The following is a 16,926-nucleotide window of genomic DNA, read 5'->3' as shown; positions in this document are numbered from 1 at the left end:
GGCCAGAGGGGGCGCTGTCCCGCCGGCGTGCTGAAGATACTGCGGCGTTTCGCTGGCCTTGACGATGACCCTCACCCCATCCTTCCGCGCGCCGCCACCGGGAGCGTTTCCAGCACCTTGTCGCCGTCGACCAGATTGACCTCGTTGAACAGGTTTGTGACGACGCAGCAATGGTCGGGCACGACGCGCACGCGCTCGCCGATGCGCAGCTTGCCGTCGCCCGAAAGCGTGACGGTGCCGTGCTCCTCGCTCAGGCCCGTCACCCGCGCTCCCGACACGCCGAGCAACTCGCCAAAATCGGCGAGACCCAGCGTATCGCTGGACAGCGCCTTGCTCCCGGCATCGAGGATAGCGCGCGTCGCTGTGGGATGGCTGACCACCGTCGACAGCACCGTCAGCGCGCAGTCGTCGAGGCCGCCGACGCCTTTGGCGACCTGATAGCGGTCGAGATAGATGTAGGTGCCTGGACGATACTCCGTGACAACAGATGTATCGCTGGAGCGCCACATATCCGGCGTGCCGCCGCTGGAGATGCGTTCGCAGGCGAGGCCCGACGCGGCAAGTGCCTGCTTGGCCTCGGTGAGCCAGGCTTCGGCCTCCGCTGCCCGCCCGGCGGCCGGGTAGGTCATCAGTCCGCCGAAGGCGAGGCCGCCGGCTCTGTCGATCTGTCTTGCCAGCGCGACCGCTTCATCAGCCGACTGCACGCCGCAGCGGCCCATGCCGGTGTCGCATTCGACCAGCACCTGCAAGCGATGACCGGCATCGGTGAAGGTGGTTGCCAGCCCTTCGAGCGTCTCCATGCTGTCCGCTGTCACCGACAGGGTGACGCGCCCGTGCAGCCCCAGAAGCCGCTCCAGCTTGGCGCGCCCAAGGATGTTGTAGGGAAGAAAAATATCGGTCAGCCCGGCATCCGCCATCACCTCGGCCTCGCCAATCTTCTGGCAGGTGATGCCGACGGCGCCGGCCGCCACCTGCTTCTTCGCCCAGTAGGGCAATTTGTGCGTCTTGATATGCGGCCTGAGCTTCAGCCCGTTCTTGTCGGCATGCGCCTGGGCGCGGGCAATGTTGGCTTCCGCGCGCGTGGTGTCGATCAGGATGGATGGCGTATCGAGATCGTGAACGGTCGGCATCATCTTTCACCCCATGAGGAATCCGCGGGTTTTATGGCCCTGAAAATCCGTGATGTCACGCGGCCAGCGAAGCGGATCTGTGGTCCATGCGCCTAAGCGCAACGCCGGACAGGCGGCGAGATGGATCGACACGCATCGACGTTCGGCTATGCGATTTGCCAGACAAATCGATACGAAGGGATCATGATCATGAAGCGCTCCGCCATCAACGACATCATTCGCGAAGCCGACGCTTTCATCCGCTCGTTCGGCTACATCATGCCGCCCTTCGCCTATTGGTCGCCGCAGGAGGCGAAGGCGCGTCAGGTCGACTCGTCGGCCGTATTCACCTCGCGGCTTGGCTGGGACATCACCGATTACGGGCAAGAGAAATTCAGGGAACTCGGCCTGTTCCTGTTCACCGTTCGCAACGGCCGCTACGAGGACATGAAGAAGGGCATGGGCATGCTTTATGCCGAGAAGATCATGATCTCGCGCAAGGACCAGCTGTCGCCGATGCACCGCCACAACATCAAGGCCGAGGACATCATCAACCGTGGCGGCGGCAAGCTGGTGCTGGAACTGTTCATGCATGACCGCGACGGCGGCATCGATCCCAAGGCCGAGGTCTCGGTGCCGGTCGACGGAACCATCCACAGGCTGCCTGCGGGTGGGCTCCTGAAGCTCGACCCGGGCCAGAGCGTCACGCTGCTGCCCGGCGTCTGGCATGCCTTCTGGGCCGAGGGCAAGGACGTGCTGATCGGCGAGGTCTCGACCGTCAATGACGATCTCACCGACAATGTGTTCCGCGAACCGATCGGGCGTTTTTCCAACATCGACGAAGACGTTGCCCCGGTGCACCTGCTGGTGTCCGACTACGAGAAATGGCTGGGGTAAGGAGCGCCGCCCCATGCCTTCGGTGACGCCAGCCCCACGATCGAAAGCGGGTTAGCCGGTAGCGCCTACCTACTGCGATCCTTGTTCGACCGATCCTGCCGCTTCGTCCTTGAAGACGACCTTTGTGCCTTTTTGCACTTCGGAGGCGAGGTCTTCGGCATCCCAGTTGGTCAGCCTGATGCAACCATGCGAGAAGGTCTTTCCGATCTTGCCTGGGTCCGGCGCCCCGTGAATGCCATAACTATCGATGGACAAATCGATCCAGACCGATCCCACCGGATTGTTTGGTCCGGCAGCGATCGTGAAGGGGCGCTTGGTCTTCACCCCCTTGAAGGCAAACTCTGGATCGTAGTGATAGGTTGGGTGGCGCACCACGCGTTTGACCTCTGCCTCGCCACTCGGCGCGGGCTTCTCCTGGCTCCCGATCGAGGCGGGGTACGTCGCAAGCACTTTGCCGGAAGGGTCGAGCACGCGAACCTGGCGAGCGCTCTTGTCGACCTCGACGTTCCCAATGTCTTGCGGCGGATCACCTCGGGCGACAGCTGGCACCAGCAGCTTTTGCCCCGCCTTTCTGAAGCCGATGCCGGGATTGAGCCGTTCAAGCAGCTGCTCGCTGATGTGGAAGCGCTCCGCCACCTTTTCCAAGGCATTGTGATAGGCGAGCCGGGGCAGGCGGGCCATCCTCTCCATGCGCGCCGGAATTCGCTTGGTGAACGGTCCACGCACATCCTTGCGCGTCAACTCGTAGGTCTCAAGCGCGGGGCGCGAGGAGGTCGCGACCAGCTTGTCCCATGTCTCGCGGCTAAGCTTGCCGTCGGCAGGCAATCCGCTGGCCGCTTGAAACGCACTGACTGCCCGGGTGAAGTTCTCTGCTTGGCGGCCGTCGATCAGGCCTGGCGAGAAGCGTGCACGATCCAGGAGGATTTGCGCCTTCAGCACGGTCGCACTGACGCCTTTCGCTTCGCTGCCGTCAAATTGGGCGTTGTTGACGGTGGCCGCGTCCAGTTTTGCCGCCGTTGCGCCGCATGCCATGAAGAGCATGGCGGCAGCGGCAAGAACGAGCCTGATCATGGACGTCACACTCCTGTATGAGCACCTGCTTCTATGACGTCGCACGGCCGATCTGGTTCCATTCCCCTGCAGCTGAGTCCGGCTGCCGAGTGCCGATGCGCCGCAGCGAACCCGGACCGGGAGCACCTGGCGGGTGGCGCGGGTGCATTGTTGATAAGGGTCCGCCATCATCAAGATGGATGGCGACTCTCGTCAGCGCATGTGTTGGCAATAGGCCAAGGTCCCATTGAGCGTCTGTCTCCATAGGCTCGGTGATCGAGGAGAGCCAGGATGCAATTTCCTGCCCAGAAGAACAAAAGACCTGCTCAACCTGCCGAGGACGAGCGCCAGGCACGGCTTGAGAAAACAGCCAGGCTCAAACAGCTTCGGTCCTATGCTTCCTGGCTTTCGTCTGACCCAAACGCTCAACTTCACGATGAGATAGACTGCTCCGTGCTGATCGAGGAAGGCGTGGAACGACGCGGTATGGAGCCTTGGCCGATCGGCAGGTGACACGACCGGGCGGCGAGGTTTCCACCGCCAACGACGATCGGCCGACAATTTGTTTGGCGAGCCGATCGGCCGCAACAGTGGCGACAGGCTGACTTCGCGTCAGTGACAGCAGCCTTGATGCGCGCTCGTCCTGCACAGGCAGGACGAGGTGATCGGCACATCCGCCTTGGCCATCGCCGCGGCAAGGCTTGTCTGCAGTATCGACAATTCATCAGTCTCGCCGCGCCGTTTCAGGCATTCCACCAGCCCGTGCAATGCCCAGACATTGTTCGGATGTTGGGCGCAGCGCTGCACCTTGCCGCTCAGGCCCAAATCGTCGCGATAGACCTGTTCTGCTTCTTGCGCGTGGCTCTGGTCGAGAAGCAGCGCCGCCAGCGCATGGCGCGGCGGGTGCATCCAGGCCCACGGTTCGGTGTAGGACAAATTGTCGTCAAGCTCGACCGCCTGCCGCAAATGGCCATAGGCCTCGTCATGCCGGCCCTGGTGGTACGCCAGCTCGCCGTCGAGCAGAGCGACACCGACAGCCAGCGAAGCCTGCGCCGGGTTGCTGAGGAAGCGCCGCTCGGGCGCAATATCTTTCAGATGCCGATGGAACTCTTCGCGCTCGCGCTCGGCCTCAGCAAATTGCCCAAGCGTCGCATGCGCGGCGCCCTTGGCGTAGTGCTGCATGGCCGCCGTCAGCACATAGAGGCCGGGCTCCGCGGTTACAGGCTCGTCGATGATCTCCTGCCAGCGGCCGAAGCGCACCTGAACATGCGATTTCATCGCATGGTAGCCTTCCACCGTCTGCGTGAGCTTGGGCCGGCCCTGGATGGCGACCACCTCGCGCGTGACCAGGCTGCGCACTCTGTCGGCGGCCCACAGTGCAGGCTGGTACTGGCCCGACAACATGCAGGTGAACATCATCAGGTGCAGATCGTGGCAGCAGCCCAGCAAATAGTAGGTCGGCTCGTCCGCATAGGCGAGATACAGGTCGTTGGCGCGCACCGCCTTTTCGCTGGCACGTTTTGCTTTCTCATACTCGCCGCACAGCACATAGATGTGCCCCGGCATATGGTTCATATGCCCGGCATCGGGGCACATCTCGCCGAGCAGATCCGCCGAGCGCATGCCGCGCTCCGGCATGGTGGACATTTCCAGGAGATGGATGTGCAGGTGGACGATCGCCGGATGTTGTGCCGCGCCGGCCTCGTCGGCAAGCCGGATCGACCGCTCGCAGACGTCGAGCGCCTCGACGACATCGGAATTCGGAGCCGGCGCGCCGGTCTTGAGGTTCCACAGCCGCCGCACCGTGCGCATCATCAGCGCTTCGACCAGCAGTGCCATCACATCATGGTCGTCGGGAAAGTCGCTGTACACAAGCCGCATCGCGGCGGCATAGGCGTCACCCCACCGTTCGAATTCCTCGGGGCTCACCCGGTGCGGCTTCTGGAAGCGGGCGGCCAACGCCTCGATCAGCCGCTTCTCGATTTCGTTGGCGGCAACCGCATTGGCCCGCGCAAGCTGGACATGCTCGAAGCAGCGCTTGGCCGCGCTGTCGGCCTCGGCCTCGCCATGCTCCTTCCAGGTCAGATTGTAGAAAGGTCCGGCGGCATAGGCGATGCCCCAATGCACCATCGGACATTCAGGATCTGTTTCGAGCGCCTTCTCAAAACACTTGATGCCTTCCTCATGGTTGAAGCCGTAGCACCAGTTGAGGCCAATATCGAACCAACGTTGGGTTTCTGTGGAGCGAGTGGAGATGGGGCGGCGGTAGGTGCCGAGGTCGAAGCGGTCCATGGGGTCTCACTCAAATCCTGTGGGGTGCGACCCAAGCTGTCGCAGAGTCCTCGCCATCGATGTGTGCCGAAATCCGCAGGCGTGGCAAACGCAACGAGTGCCATTGCGGCTTTGCTTACATATTTCCGCCACCTCCGGCTGGTCGTTTGGCCAGCGTTTCGTTTTACCAGCCGGCCAGCTCAGGCAGGTCGTCCAGCCAACTTTTCTCGGTCACCAAGGCATCGCCGGCCTGCGGGTCAGCCGCGGTGGCGTTTTGAATGAGCCAGTCCATCCACTTCCGATAGGCAGCCGGGTCCAACTGAGGCGGCAACACCTTGGCCTTGGCCAGCATGCGTTTGCGGAAACTCACCTGCCTGCGGAGTTTGGTCGTCGTGAATTTGATGGCCTTGCCCTGGTATTCGACCGTCCAGCGCTCATCGCCATGGCTGGTCAGCCTGTCGATGGCGAAACCGACGTCCACCGGCCTATCCCGCCACGGAAGCTCGATGGCATTCTTCCTCAGATCCAGTGCCCATCGCCTGTAGTCGGTCCCGGCACGCTGGGGCGGCAGCACCCCAGCCTGTTCGAGTATCTTCCTGCGGAAGGTCGGCTGCTTCTTGAGCTGGCCTGTCGTCAGCTCGACGCGATGCCCACGGAATTCGACGTGCCACCGGATCCTCCCATTGCCGAAATACTTCACCAGCCTGTCGATGACGAACTCGTCATCGGAGAGCGTCAAGCAGCCCTCCTTGATGCTTTCGAAAATGTACTGGCTGTCAGTGAGCATGACGCGGCATTGTGCTGGAACCTTCATGAAGCTTAGCGAGTAGCACGCGCCGGCGGCAACGATCTTTTTCGCTCCGGGAATCTCGACCGGCTCAATTGCGGGCAACTGCGAGTAGCGCCCGTAAAAGCCCGGTACTGTGCGTTACTGACATAGCGATGCAGATGAAAACGATGCCAAATTGGCGTGCTAAATCATTGGTTTGCTTGTGGGATTTTGGCTGGGGAACCTGGATTCGAACCAGGACTAACGGAGTCAGAGTCCGTGGGTCTACCGTTAACCTATTCCCCAGCAGGCGCGGTCATGAACCGTGCGGGCCGAGCGGCTAAGCCGCTGTGAGCGCTGCCTTGTAGCCGCCAGCGGAAAATAGTCAAGCCTGCTCTGTGGTTCAATGGCAGGTTTCGTCAGGTGATTCAGACGCCACACTTCAGATGCCGGCGCGCGGCTCCCAGTCCAATCCCACGCCTCAAGGTTCCGTCCGGCTGAACTGCGAGCGTTCGAAGAACAGCACCACCCCCAGGCCCAGAATCAGCGGGATGATCAGGTAGAACAGCCGGAACACCAGCAGCGCCGCCAGCACGCCGACCGGATCCATGTCGGAAAGCCCCGCCAGGAACACCACTTCGAAGACGCCGAGGCCGCCCGGCGCATGCGAGATCTGCGCGATCGAGAAGGAGACGAGAAAGACGCCCAATATGACGAAGTAACCAGGATTGTGGGCTTCGGGCAGGGCGAAGAAGATGATCGCGGCGGCGGCCAGCAGTTCGATCGGGCCGATCAGCAGCTGCCGGGCGACGATCGGCAGCGCCGGATAGTGGAGCTGAAAGCTGGCGATCTTCAGCGGGCGCAGATGCAGCCAGCTGCCGAAGACATAGGCGGCGACGAGCAGCAGCATCGCGATACCGGCCGCTTCCGACAGGCCATGATGGGCGATGCCGGAAAACCGGTCGAGTATCTCGGGCTCGAACACCAGAACGAGGCCCGAGGCAAAAATCGTCGACAGCACGAAGGTGATCCAGCAGACCGCCACCAGCACGCCGACATCCTGTCCGGTCAGGCCCCTGGTACCGTAGGCGCGATAGCGGATGACTGCGCCCGAAAACACCGAACCGCCAATGTTGTGCGACAGCGCATAGGTGGTGAAGGAGCACAGCGTGACGAACAGCCACGACACGCGCTTGCCGATATGCAGGAGCGCGATGTGGTCGTAGCCGGCAAGCGAGGCATAGGCGATGACCGAACACAGCGCGGCAAGGACCCAACCCCGGGTCGGAATGGCCGTGATACCGTCCCAGACGTCGTCGAGGGAAACGCCGCGCAGTTCGTGCCAGAGCAGCAGCAGCGAGAAGATCACGGCGGCGATGCCGACAACCGGCCAGAAATAGCGTCTCCAGTTCATTGCCTGCCAATTCATTGCCTGACTGCCATGCGTTGCGGGGCCGCTTCCTTTTCCGTGGCTGGTGGGAGGCCGGCTTGCCGGATTCTTCCGCTCATTTCAGAAATGCCTCATCGAAGCCGGCTATTCAACCGCGAACCCTTGTCGCAGCGGCGGCCGGCAAGATTTGTCCGTCGTGAGCGGCCGAAAGAGATGCCGGCAGGCGTAGCGCCGGCATCTGCGGCGTGCGGGTTCATTACGCGGCCGCACCGGAACGGCGGTTTGCGGCCTGCCGGCAAAATTCGGCACGCGGCTCTTGGTGATCGGGCGCGGCGCTGTTAGTCTGGCGGCAACTTAAAACACTGAAGCGCCTGCTGCGTCCATCATAGGTTCGCGCGGCGCCGGAAGGAACGACAGTGGAAGACCACGACACCGGCGCCGGCGCGCCGGAGGTGGGCGTGTCCAGCGCTTCCCAGCGGTCGGCTGGCCCGGGGAACGCAAGCTGGCAGCAACGTCGCCCGACGGAGCTCCGCTCCGCGGACGGGCAGGCGGGCGACGCACCCCACAAAGGCAAGCCCAAGAAGCGGCGCAAGCGAAGGCGCGGGCGCAAGGTTTTTGCGCGCGACGAGGCACGTCCCACGGAGAATCGATCGCCGGCGCCGGGCAAAGCCGGTGTCCCGGCGGCGGAGTCCCACAGACCGGCGGAATCGGTGGTCTCGCCCGCCGCTGTAGTGCCACGGCCGGAACAGAGCGCCCGTCGGCCGCCGGTCCAGGAGCTTCCGGTGTTTGCGGCGCTTGACCTCGGTACCAACAATTGCCGGCTGCTGGTGGCCGTGCCGACGCGGCATGGCCAGTTCCGCGTCATCGACGCTTTTTCTCGCATCGTCCGGCTGGGCGAGGGGCTCACCGCCAATGGCCGGCTCGGCCAGCCGGCGATGGACCGCGCGGTCGAGGCGCTGAAAATCTGCGGCGACAAATTGCGCAACCGCAAGATCAGGAAAGCCCGGCTGATCGCCACCGAGGCCTGCCGCACGGCCGAAAACGGCGTCGAGTTCATCGACCGTGTCGAACGCGAGGCCGGCCTGAAGCTCGAGATCATCGACCGCCAGACCGAGGCGCGGCTGGCGGTGTCCGGCTGCGGCTCGCTGGTCGAGCGCGACACCCAAGGCGTCGTCCTGTTCGATATTGGCGGTGGCTCGTCCGAAATCGCGCTCATCGATCTCGCCGGCCGCCGTTCGCCGAGGCTGGCCAATCATATCGTGTCGTGGACGTCGCTGCCGGTCGGCGTCGTCTCGCTGGCCGAGCGCTTTGGCGGTCGCACGGTGACGCGCGAGATCTTTGCCGCCATGGTCGACGACGTTGCCGGCCGGCTGGCCAGCTTCGACGGTCGCGATCGGCTGAGCCATCTCAAGGCCAGCCCGAATTTCCATCTGCTGGGTACGTCAGGCACTGTGACGACGCTGGCCGGTGTCCACCTTGAGCTCGAGCGCTATGATCGCCGCCGTGTCGACGGGCTGTGGATGGACCGCGACAGCGTCGATCGCATGGTCGAAAGACTGGTCGGCTGGGATTTCCAGCAGCGCTGCGCCAACCCTTGCATCGGTGCCGATCGCGCCGATCTGGTGCTGGCCGGCTGTGCTATCCTCGAAGCGATCCGCGCCGTGTGGCCGTCCGAGCGGCTGCGAGTCGCCGATCGTGGCCTGCGCGAAGGTATATTGAGCGAGCTGATGGCCGATGACGGCGTCTGGCGCAACGATGGGCGTGGCAGAGCGTGAGCCCGAACCGAAGAAATAAGCAATGACCAAGAAACCGGAAAAACCAGGATCCGCCAGCATTCGCGTGTTGAAGACGCGGATCAAGAAGAAGAGCGGCCTGAAGGAATCGTCGCGCCGCTGGCTGCAGCGCCACATCAACGATCCCTATGTCCAGCGCTCCAAGGCTGACGGCTATCGCTCGCGCGCGGCCTACAAGCTGATCGAGATCGACGACAAGCACCATCTGCTGAAACCCGGTATGAAGGTCATCGACCTCGGCGCCGCCCCCGGCGGCTGGTGCCAGGTCGCGGCAGCGCGGACGAAATCGACGGCCGACAAGCCGCATGTCATCGGCATCGATTATCTCGAAATGGACGCCGTGCCCGGCGCGCCGGTGCTGCTGATGGATTTCCTCGATCCGCTGGCGCCGCAGAAGCTGGCCGAGGCGCTGGGTGGGGATCCCGATATCGTGCTGTCCGACATGGCGGCGCCGACCACCGGCCACAAGCGGACCGACCATATCCGCACCATGCATCTGTGCGAGGTGGCGGCCGATTTTGCGCTGTCGGTGCTGAAGCCGGGCGGGCATTTCCTCGCCAAGACCTTCCAGGGCGGCGCCGAAAACGAGTTGCTCTCCATGCTCAAGAAGAACTTCCGCTCCGTCCATCACGTCAAGCCGCCGGCGTCGCGGGATGAATCGGTCGAGCTCTATCTGCTGGCCAAGGATTTTAAAGGGCGAGAGGCCGGTCCGCCGCCAGGCGGATCGGAACGTCCAGTGGACGTTCCGAAGGACTCGAGCGCCCGGAGCCATAGCGAAGGGCCGGAGGACGACGAGACGTAAAGCCAGCCGCATCAGTTGCCGGGCGGGCTCACCGTTTCCAGCGTCTTGGGCACGGTCAGCCGGCCATGGCCCGAGATGGCGTTTCCGGCATCGGGCGCCAGCCGCATGAACGACAGGGACGCGGCGGCGGAAATCGCCGCGACGACGAAGAACGCGGTGTGGAAATCCGCCAGTGTCAATGACCTGTCGTTCAGGCTCGTCGATACTTCCAGGATTCCGCCGGCCAGCGCCACGCCGAGCGCGACCGACAACTGCTGGAACACCGCTGTAATCGGCGTCGCCTTGCTGGTGTCTTCAGCCGAAACCTCGGCATAGGCGAGCGCATTGACGCCGGTGAAGAACATCGAGCGGATGAAGCCGCCGACGAGCAGCATGGCCAGCATCAAGAGATAGGGTGTGTCGGGTGTGAACAGGCCGTTGATGGCGATCGAGGCGGCGGCGACCAGCGAACCGACAACCAGAACGCGGCGGAAGCCGGCGACGCGGAAGATCAGCGCGGTGACGAATTTCATGCCGATGGCGCCGATTGCAGAGACGAAGGTGATCATGCCGGACTGGAACGGCGTCAGCCCAAAGCCGATCTGGAACATCAGCGGCAGCAGGAACGGCACAGCACCAATGCCGATGCGGAACAGCCCGCCGCCAAGCACCGAGGAGCGGAACACCTGGTTGTGGAACAATTCGAGCGCCAGCAGCGGGTTTTTGGCGTGGCGCGCATGCAGCAGATAGAGCGCGCCCGATACGAGGCCGACCGCTACGGTGAGGACACCGACGATTGGCGGCAGATAGGGCAAGCTGACCACCGACAGGCCGAACACCACGCCGGATGCCGCCAGCCCGCTCAGCACGAAGCCGATGAAATCAAGTGGTGGGGTCTGCGCGGGTTCGGTCTCCGGCAGGAAACGCGTCGCCAGCCAGATGCCGATCAGACCGATCGGCACATTGATCAGGAAAATCCAGTGCCAGGTGAAGTAGGTGGTGATGAAGCCGCCGACCGGCGGGCCCACCAGCGGTCCGACCAGCGCCGGAACGGTCAGCCAGGACATCGCCGCGACGAGTTCGCTTTTCGGTGTCGCGCGCACCAGCACCAGCCGCCCGACCGGCGTCATCATGGCGCCGCCGATGCCTTGCAGGAAGCGCGACACCACGAAAGCCGGCAGTGAACCGGAGAGGGCGCAGGCGATCGACCCGACGATGAAGACCGCGATCGCGGCGCGAAAGATATTCTTGGCGCCGAAACGGTCTGCCATCCAGCCGCTGATCGGAATGAAGATCGCCAGCGATACCAGATAGGCAGTCAGCGCCAGCTTGAGCGCGATCGGGCTGGTGTGGATGTCGACGGCGATCGCCGGCAGCGATGTCGCGATGACGGTCGAATCCATGTTTTCCATGAAAAGGGCGACCGCCAGTATAAGCGGAATGGTGCGGTTCAAGGAACGCGTCCAGACTTGAATGTTGCGTTGCCGGTTGCATGTCGGCCTTGAGGCGGGCGGTTACCATGCCTTCGCCGGCATGTCGCATTAATTTGCTGTCACTTTTGTGCGACCGGCAACCACAGGTCGCATCCCTTCGCCGAAAAGTCACCTTTCCGGGAGCGTGAAATCATCGGCTTTTCATCGGCGCCCGGACGTGGTACCAGCCAGCGCCAATCCTGAAAGGGAAGAAACGAGTCGGCGCTGTCCATTCCGGTCCAGCGCTTTTTTGTATTCCCCCACCGCGTTTTATATTCAAGGGACTGGCTATGGCAAAAATCATCGAAACGTCCACCGGCGCATTGGCGCTGACCTTTGACGACGTGCTGCTACAGCCCGGTCATTCCGAGGTCATGCCCGGCGAAACCGATGTCCGCACCCGCATCGCCGGCGACATCGACCTCAACGTGCCGATCCTCTCGGCGGCGATGGACACCGTCACCGAGGCGCGGCTCGCCATCGCCATGGCCCAAGCCGGCGGCATTGGCGTCATCCACCGTAATTTCTCGCCGGCCGAACAGGCCGAGCAGGTGCGGCAGGTCAAGAAATTCGAATCCGGCATGGTGGTCAATCCCGTCACCATCGGCCCCGACGCGACGCTCGCCGACGCGCTTGGCCTGATGCGCAGCTATTCGATCTCGGGCATTCCGGTGGTGGAGAACGGCGGCAGCGGCGGCCACAAGATCGGACGGCTGGTCGGTATCCTGACCAATCGCGACGTGCGCTTTGCGTCCGATCCGGCGCAGAAGGTCCATGAGCTGATGACCCGTGACAACCTGATCACAGTCAAGGAGAACGTCGACCAGGACGAGGCCAAGCGGCTTCTGCATCAGCACCGCATCGAAAAGCTGGTGGTCGTCGACAGGCAGGGCAATTGCGTCGGATTGATCACCGTCAAGGACATCGAGAAGTCGCAGCTCAACCCGCACGCCAGCAAGGACTCGCAGGGCCGCTTGCGTGCCGCCGCCGCCACCAGCGTTGGCGATGACGGTTTCGAACGCGCCGAGCGCCTCATCGATGCCGGCGTCGACCTTCTGGTGATCGACACCGCGCATGGCCACTCGCAGCGCGTGCTGGACGCGGTGACGCGCGCCAAGAAGCTCTCCAACTCGGTTCGCATCCTGGCCGGCAACGTCGCCACCGCCGCGGGCACGCAGGCGCTGATCGACGCCGGTGCCGACGCCGTCAAGGTCGGCATCGGTCCGGGTTCCATCTGCACCACCCGCATCGTTGCCGGCGTCGGCGTGCCGCAGCTTTCCGCCATCATGTCGGCTGTCGAGACGGCGCACAAATCCGGCGTCTCGGTGATCGCCGATGGCGGCATCAAATATTCCGGCGATCTTGCCAAGGCGCTGGCCGCCGGCGCCAGTGCCGCCATGATCGGCTCGCTGCTGGCTGGAACCGACGAAAGCCCTGGCGAGGTCTATCTGCACCAGGGCCGCTCCTTCAAGGCCTATCGCGGCATGGGCTCGGTCGGCGCCATGGCCCGTGGCTCGGCCGATCGCTACTTCCAGGCCGAGGTGCGCGACACGCTGAAACTGGTCCCGGAAGGCATCGAAGGGCAGGTTCCCTACAAAGGACCTGTGTCCGGCGTGCTGCACCAGCTTGCGGGCGGCTTGAAAGCCGCTATGGGTTATGTTGGTGGCCGTGATCTTGCCGATTTCCGCGAGCGCGCCACTTTTGTGCGCATATCCAATGCCGGACTTCGTGAAAGCCACGCCCATGACGTCACGATTACCCGCGAAAGCCCGAACTATCCCGGCGGAGCCTGACCAGTACGGGCTCGGGCGGAACCTGACGGCAACGATCCTGCGGCTATCGCGCCACGCAGGCGCGCTCTGTTTCCTGTCAGGGGTGGTTTTCATCGCCATGACGGCGCTGGAATTCTTCTATTTCCGCCAGTTGAGCGGCGGCTTGCCGTCACTCGACATGCGCATTTTAGGGTTTACGCCGGACGAAGGCATGGCCTGGCTGACGGCGCTCGGCCGGCGCGGCGGCGAGATCATTCTCGTCTGGCATTATCTGACCTTCGATCTGTTGTTCCCGGCGCTGTTGTCGGTCACGCTGGTCAGCCTCATCCTGGCCACCGGCCGGCGATTGAAGGCTTTCCGCGTGCTGCCGGCGCAGCTGCAGTCGATTTTCGCGTTGGTCCTGGTGCTTCCCTACACGCTTGCACATTACGTTCAGAACTTTGCGGTGGCGCGGCTTCTGTCCGATTTCCTGTCGGCCAACCCGGACTCGCTGTCTTTCGCCTCGGCGCTCACCGTCACCAAATTCGCGCTTTTCGCCATACCGGTGATCGTCATTGCGGCCTTCTGGCTTGCAGGCCAGAAACGCCAGGCCTGATGCCGCACGCGAAGCCCAACCGGGCAGGGGGCACTTGATGAACCAGACCACGATCTTCTGGCCCGTTCTCGCGCATGTGCTGCTGATCTACATCGTATACTGCGTCCTGGGTCGCCGCAGATACGGCGCAGTCAGGTCAGGCGAGGCGAAACCCGGTCAGTTCAAGGTGCGTTCGACCGAGCCGGCCTCCAGCGTCACCGTTGCCGCCAATCTCACCAACCAGTTCGAACTGCCGGTGCTGTTCTATGTGCTGTGCCTGACGCTGCACCTGACCAACGGCGTCAACTATCTGACCCTGGCGCTGATGTGGATTTTCGTCGCGTCGCGCTATTTCCATGCCTGGGTTCACCTGACCAGCAACAATCTGCTGCTGCGCAGCCGGTCATTCTTCGTCAGTGCGGTGATTCTTCTGCTGGGATGGATCTGGTTCGCGCTGCACCTGCTCGGCGCGGTCTGAGCAGAGCAGCTCTCCCTTCCCCATTTGCGGGAGAAGGAAAGAACGCTCGTCTACAGATCGAACACCGCTATCTTGCGTTTGTCGAACTTGATGCCGATCTCGCCGCGCACCAGCTTGAGCGCGGCCTCGCCGAACACCGCGCGGCGCCAACCCTGCAGGGCCGGTACGTCGGCCTCCTCGCCCTCGGCGGCGATACGGTCGATGTCGTCGCTGGAGGCCAGCACCTTCGAGGCGACGCCTTCCTTTTCGGCGACGATCCGCAGCAGCACCTTCAACAGTTCCGCCGCGGCGCTCGAGCCCTCGGGCGGCTGGAAACTCTTCGGCAATTTCGGCATCTGCTCCTTGGGCAAGGCAAGTGCGGTGTTGACCGCGCCGAGCAGCGCCGTTGCCGTCGACGAGCGCTCCCAGCCCTTCGGTGTCGTGCGCAGCTTGCCGAGGGCTGCCGTGTCGCGCGGCGCCTGCTGCGCCACCTCGTAGATCGCGTCGTCCTTGAGCACGCGGCCGCGCGGGACGTCGCGTTCGCGCGCCTCGCGCTCACGCCACGCCGCAACGCCCTGCACGATCGCCAATTCCTGCGGTTTGCGCAGCCGCATCTTCAGCCGCTTCCAGGCGTCCTCGGGATGCGGATCATAGGTTTCGCGTGAGGTCAGCACCTCCATCTCCTCGTTGAGCCAATGGGCGCGGTTTTCCCGCTCCAATTCGGCGCTGAGGTGCTGATAGACCTCGATGAGATGCGTGACGTCGGCCAGCGCGTAGTCGAGCTGCTTGTCGGAAAGCGGCCGGTGGCGCCAGTCGGTGAAGCGCGACGACTTGTCGAGCCGCGCGCCGGTAATGCGCTGCACGAGCTGATCGTAGGAAACACTGTCACCGAAGCCGCAGACCATCGCCGCCACTTGCGTGTCGAACACCGGATGCGGAACCAGATCGCCGAGGTGGACGATGATTTCGATGTCCTGCCGCGCGGCGTGGAAGACTTTGACCACCGCTTCATTGGCCATCAGCCTGAAGAACGGCTTCAGGTCGATATCGGGCGACAGGGGATCGATGAGTGCTGTCACGCCGGGTGCAGCCATCTGGATCAGGCACAGGATCGGCCAAAAGGTCGTTTCCCGAATGAATTCGGTGTCGACGGTGACGAAATCCGACTTTTCGAAAGCGGCGAGAACGGTCTCGAGTTCTTTCTGGGTGGTGATGACGTTCATCAAATCGCTTTTGACAGGAGTAAGGTCTTCCTAGATTTCAGCCGCCGGGGCTTTCGTCAAGCTTTGGCACCGCCATCATCAGGTTCCCGGACCATCGGAATCGTCGTTTCTCCTGGCCAGCCGCGCGAAAACCGTCGAAGTGCGCAGGAGCGCGGTGAAGCGGCCGCGCCTGCCTGCCGGCACACCGGACCGGGCCTGCATGCGGTAAAGGATGACGGCGATGAAGATCGCATAGACCACCGCGCTGAATACAAACAGGGCGCCCGGTCCGAAATATTGCATCGCGGTCGAGGCGGCGAACGGGCCGCCAATGGCGCCGAAGGAATAGAACAGCATCAGCGCCGCGTTGATCAGCACGAACTCGCCCGTGTCGGCGCGATCGTTGGAATGCGCCGCCGACAGCGAATAGAGCGGCATGGCGAAACAGCCGAAGATGAAGATGAGGATGAAGTTGAGCGCCGGATTGCTGCCGGCGATGAACACCAGCGCCAGCGCCGAAAACATCGCACAGCAGGTCGTCATCAGCAGCACCCGGCGCCGGTCCCAGCGGTCGGAGAGGTAACCCAGCGGATACTGGATGATGGCGCCGCCGAAAATGCCGACGCTGACGAAGGTGACGACATCGGCGACCGACATGCCGATCTGCTCGGCGTAGACCGGCGACAGGGTGCGAAAGGCGCTGTTGGTGACGCCGACGGCGACGCAGCCGAAGCAGCCCAGCGGCGAAATCCGCCAGACGCGCGCCAGGTCGAGCTTGACCTCTTCGGGTGGTGCCGGGTTGGAGCGGTCGCCGAGCGACACCGGCACCAGCGACAAGGTGATCATCATCGACATGATGGCGAATATGGCGAAACCGCCGGCGCCGAAGACCGGGATCAGGAACTGGGCTGATGTCACCGAACCGATGTCGACCATCCGGTAGATCGCCAGCACGCGTGCCCGATCGTGATTGCCGACGCCGGAATTCAGCCAGCTTTCGACGATGGTGAACAGCCCGGCGAAGCAGAAGCCGCCGGCAAGGCGCACCGCGCACCACATCACCGGATCGATGACCAGCACCAGAAGCAAGGTGCCCACCGAGGCGATCGCCGCCAGCGCCGAAAACGCCCTGATATGGCCAACCGCCTTCATGATGCGGGTGATGGCCAGGCAGCCGAGCAGGAAGCCGGCAAAGTAGAAGGTGCCCATCAGGCCGATGTCGGAAGCCGAAAACCCTTCCTGCGCGCCGCGCAGCGCGATCAGCGTGCTCTGCAGCCCATTGCCGCCGAGCAAAATGCCGGCGGCGAGAAGGAGCGGGATCATCGGGCGGATGGAGGACATGAAGAGGCGATCACGTGTCGGTGATCCCTTCTTGGACCATCACCCTGG

The 16,926-nt window shown here is 63.4% G+C and carries 15 protein-coding genes and 1 tRNA gene; 7 read left to right on the top strand and 9 right to left on the bottom strand.

Annotation, left to right across the window (positions count from 1 at the left end; all coding sequences use genetic code 11):
* Nucleotides 1-71: 71 nt before the first annotated feature.
* Entirely contained in the window at nucleotides 72-1,130 is a 1,059-nt protein-coding gene (locus NKI21_RS12225) for a D-TA family PLP-dependent enzyme (RefSeq protein WP_352865891.1), read from the bottom strand.
* A 189-nt stretch (nucleotides 1,131-1,319) separates the two neighbouring features.
* Between NKI21_RS12225 and NKI21_RS12220 the strand changes: the two genes are divergently transcribed.
* Nucleotides 1,320-2,006 carry a D-lyxose/D-mannose family sugar isomerase gene (locus NKI21_RS12220; RefSeq protein ID WP_127258087.1) on the top strand — a complete coding sequence of 229 codons (687 nt, stop codon included), beginning with the start codon at nucleotides 1,320-1,322 and terminating at the stop codon, nucleotides 2,004-2,006.
* 69 nt (nucleotides 2,007-2,075) lie between these two features.
* Here NKI21_RS12220 and NKI21_RS12215 read toward each other — a convergent pair whose 3' ends face one another.
* The gene (locus NKI21_RS12215) at nucleotides 2,076-3,077 is read right to left on the bottom strand and encodes a L,D-transpeptidase family protein (RefSeq protein WP_352865888.1); all 1,002 of its coding nucleotides are present in this window, start codon (nucleotides 3,075-3,077) and stop codon (nucleotides 2,076-2,078) included.
* Nucleotides 3,078-3,347: 270 nt separating this feature from the next.
* Between NKI21_RS12215 and NKI21_RS12210 the strand changes: the two genes are divergently transcribed.
* Complete coding sequence (locus tag NKI21_RS12210; RefSeq protein WP_127288900.1) at nucleotides 3,348-3,569, top strand: hypothetical protein; 222 nt, start codon at nucleotides 3,348-3,350, stop codon at nucleotides 3,567-3,569.
* A gap of 99 nt (nucleotides 3,570-3,668) precedes the next feature.
* Here the strand turns inward: NKI21_RS12210 and NKI21_RS12205 are convergent, their stop codons facing one another.
* From NKI21_RS12205 to NKI21_RS12190, 4 genes are all read right to left on the bottom strand, one after another.
* Nucleotides 3,669-5,348, bottom strand: coding sequence for a tetratricopeptide repeat protein (locus NKI21_RS12205; protein WP_352865731.1), 1,680 nt, complete (start codon nucleotides 5,346-5,348; stop codon nucleotides 3,669-3,671).
* A 163-nt stretch (nucleotides 5,349-5,511) separates the two neighbouring features.
* A complete protein-coding gene (locus tag NKI21_RS12200) occupies nucleotides 5,512-6,114 on the bottom strand; it encodes a hypothetical protein (RefSeq protein ID WP_352865885.1) in 603 nt (200 codons plus the stop codon).
* A gap of 214 nt (nucleotides 6,115-6,328) precedes the next feature.
* Nucleotides 6,329-6,402, bottom strand: a tRNA-Gln gene (locus tag NKI21_RS12195).
* Nucleotides 6,403-6,577: 175 nt separating this feature from the next.
* Nucleotides 6,578-7,510 carry a lysylphosphatidylglycerol synthase domain-containing protein gene (locus tag NKI21_RS12190; protein ID WP_352553982.1) on the bottom strand — a complete coding sequence of 311 codons (933 nt, stop codon included), beginning with the start codon at nucleotides 7,508-7,510 and terminating at the stop codon, nucleotides 6,578-6,580.
* 392 nt (nucleotides 7,511-7,902) lie between these two features.
* Between NKI21_RS12190 and NKI21_RS12185 the strand changes: the two genes are divergently transcribed.
* Nucleotides 7,903-9,261: a Ppx/GppA phosphatase family protein gene (locus NKI21_RS12185; protein ID WP_352865727.1), complete on the top strand. Its 1,359-nt coding sequence runs from the start codon at nucleotides 7,903-7,905 to the stop codon at nucleotides 9,259-9,261.
* Nucleotides 9,262-9,283: 22 nt separating this feature from the next.
* Complete coding sequence (locus NKI21_RS12180) at nucleotides 9,284-10,081, top strand: RlmE family RNA methyltransferase (RefSeq protein WP_352442521.1); 798 nt, start codon at nucleotides 9,284-9,286, stop codon at nucleotides 10,079-10,081.
* A gap of 11 nt (nucleotides 10,082-10,092) precedes the next feature.
* On the opposite strand, the gene NKI21_RS12175 is transcribed toward NKI21_RS12180, so the two are convergent.
* On the bottom strand, nucleotides 10,093-11,514 hold the full coding sequence (locus NKI21_RS12175; protein ID WP_352442523.1) for an MFS transporter: 1,422 nt from the start codon (nucleotides 11,512-11,514) through the stop codon (nucleotides 10,093-10,095).
* 308 nt (nucleotides 11,515-11,822) lie between these two features.
* On the opposite strand from NKI21_RS12175, the gene guaB reads away from it, so the two are divergent.
* From guaB to NKI21_RS12160, 3 genes are read left to right on the top strand one after another with little or no spacing between them, the layout of a single operon-like run.
* The gene (guaB, locus tag NKI21_RS12170; protein WP_023810190.1) at nucleotides 11,823-13,325 is read left to right on the top strand and encodes an IMP dehydrogenase; all 1,503 of its coding nucleotides are present in this window, start codon (nucleotides 11,823-11,825) and stop codon (nucleotides 13,323-13,325) included.
* Entirely contained in the window at nucleotides 13,276-13,899 is a 624-nt protein-coding gene (locus NKI21_RS12165; protein ID WP_352442524.1) for a hypothetical protein, read from the top strand. Before guaB ends, NKI21_RS12165 begins: the two co-directional genes overlap by 50 nt.
* Nucleotides 13,900-13,936: 37 nt before the next feature.
* The gene (locus tag NKI21_RS12160) at nucleotides 13,937-14,356 is read left to right on the top strand and encodes an MAPEG family protein (RefSeq protein WP_127288888.1); all 420 of its coding nucleotides are present in this window, start codon (nucleotides 13,937-13,939) and stop codon (nucleotides 14,354-14,356) included.
* Between the two features lie 50 nt (nucleotides 14,357-14,406).
* On the opposite strand, the gene rnd is transcribed toward NKI21_RS12160, so the two are convergent.
* Together rnd and NKI21_RS12150 are read right to left on the bottom strand one after the other, a co-directional pair.
* On the bottom strand, nucleotides 14,407-15,558 hold the full coding sequence (gene rnd, locus NKI21_RS12155; RefSeq protein ID WP_023810193.1) for a ribonuclease D: 1,152 nt from the start codon (nucleotides 15,556-15,558) through the stop codon (nucleotides 14,407-14,409).
* Between the two features lie 78 nt (nucleotides 15,559-15,636).
* The gene (locus NKI21_RS12150; protein WP_352442525.1) at nucleotides 15,637-16,878 is read right to left on the bottom strand and encodes an MFS transporter; all 1,242 of its coding nucleotides are present in this window, start codon (nucleotides 16,876-16,878) and stop codon (nucleotides 15,637-15,639) included.
* Nucleotides 16,879-16,926 lie beyond the last annotated feature (48 nt).

Source organism: Mesorhizobium sp. M0715 (assembly GCF_040320355.1).
In the GTDB taxonomy this organism is placed as follows: domain Bacteria; phylum Pseudomonadota; class Alphaproteobacteria; order Rhizobiales; family Rhizobiaceae; genus Mesorhizobium.
This window is presented reverse-complemented; position numbering and strand designations above follow the sequence as displayed.

Bases quoted from the DNA above. Each gene is read 5' to 3' on its own strand.
- NKI21_RS12225 (WP_352865891.1), bottom strand. From the start codon at position 1,130: ATGCCGACCGTTCACGATCTCGATACGCCATCCATCCTGATCGACACC.
- NKI21_RS12220 (WP_127258087.1), top strand. From the start codon at position 1,320: ATGAAGCGCTCCGCCATCAACGACATCATTCGCGAAGCCGACGCTTTC.
- NKI21_RS12215 (WP_352865888.1), bottom strand. From the start codon at position 3,077: ATGATCAGGCTCGTTCTTGCCGCTGCCGCCATGCTCTTCATGGCATGC.
- NKI21_RS12210 (WP_127288900.1), top strand. From the start codon at position 3,348: ATGCAATTTCCTGCCCAGAAGAACAAAAGACCTGCTCAACCTGCCGAG.
- NKI21_RS12205 (WP_352865731.1), bottom strand. From the start codon at position 5,348: ATGGACCGCTTCGACCTCGGCACCTACCGCCGCCCCATCTCCACTCGC.
- NKI21_RS12200 (WP_352865885.1), bottom strand. From the start codon at position 6,114: ATGCTCACTGACAGCCAGTACATTTTCGAAAGCATCAAGGAGGGCTGC.
- NKI21_RS12190 (WP_352553982.1), bottom strand. From the start codon at position 7,510: ATGAACTGGAGACGCTATTTCTGGCCGGTTGTCGGCATCGCCGCCGTG.
- NKI21_RS12180 (WP_352442521.1), top strand. From the start codon at position 9,284: ATGACCAAGAAACCGGAAAAACCAGGATCCGCCAGCATTCGCGTGTTG.
- guaB (WP_023810190.1), top strand. From the start codon at position 11,823: ATGGCAAAAATCATCGAAACGTCCACCGGCGCATTGGCGCTGACCTTT.
- NKI21_RS12165 (WP_352442524.1), top strand. From the start codon at position 13,276: ATGACGTCACGATTACCCGCGAAAGCCCGAACTATCCCGGCGGAGCCT.
- NKI21_RS12160 (WP_127288888.1), top strand. From the start codon at position 13,937: ATGAACCAGACCACGATCTTCTGGCCCGTTCTCGCGCATGTGCTGCTG.
- rnd (WP_023810193.1), bottom strand. From the start codon at position 15,558: ATGAACGTCATCACCACCCAGAAAGAACTCGAGACCGTTCTCGCCGCT.
- NKI21_RS12150 (WP_352442525.1), bottom strand. From the start codon at position 16,878: ATGTCCTCCATCCGCCCGATGATCCCGCTCCTTCTCGCCGCCGGCATT.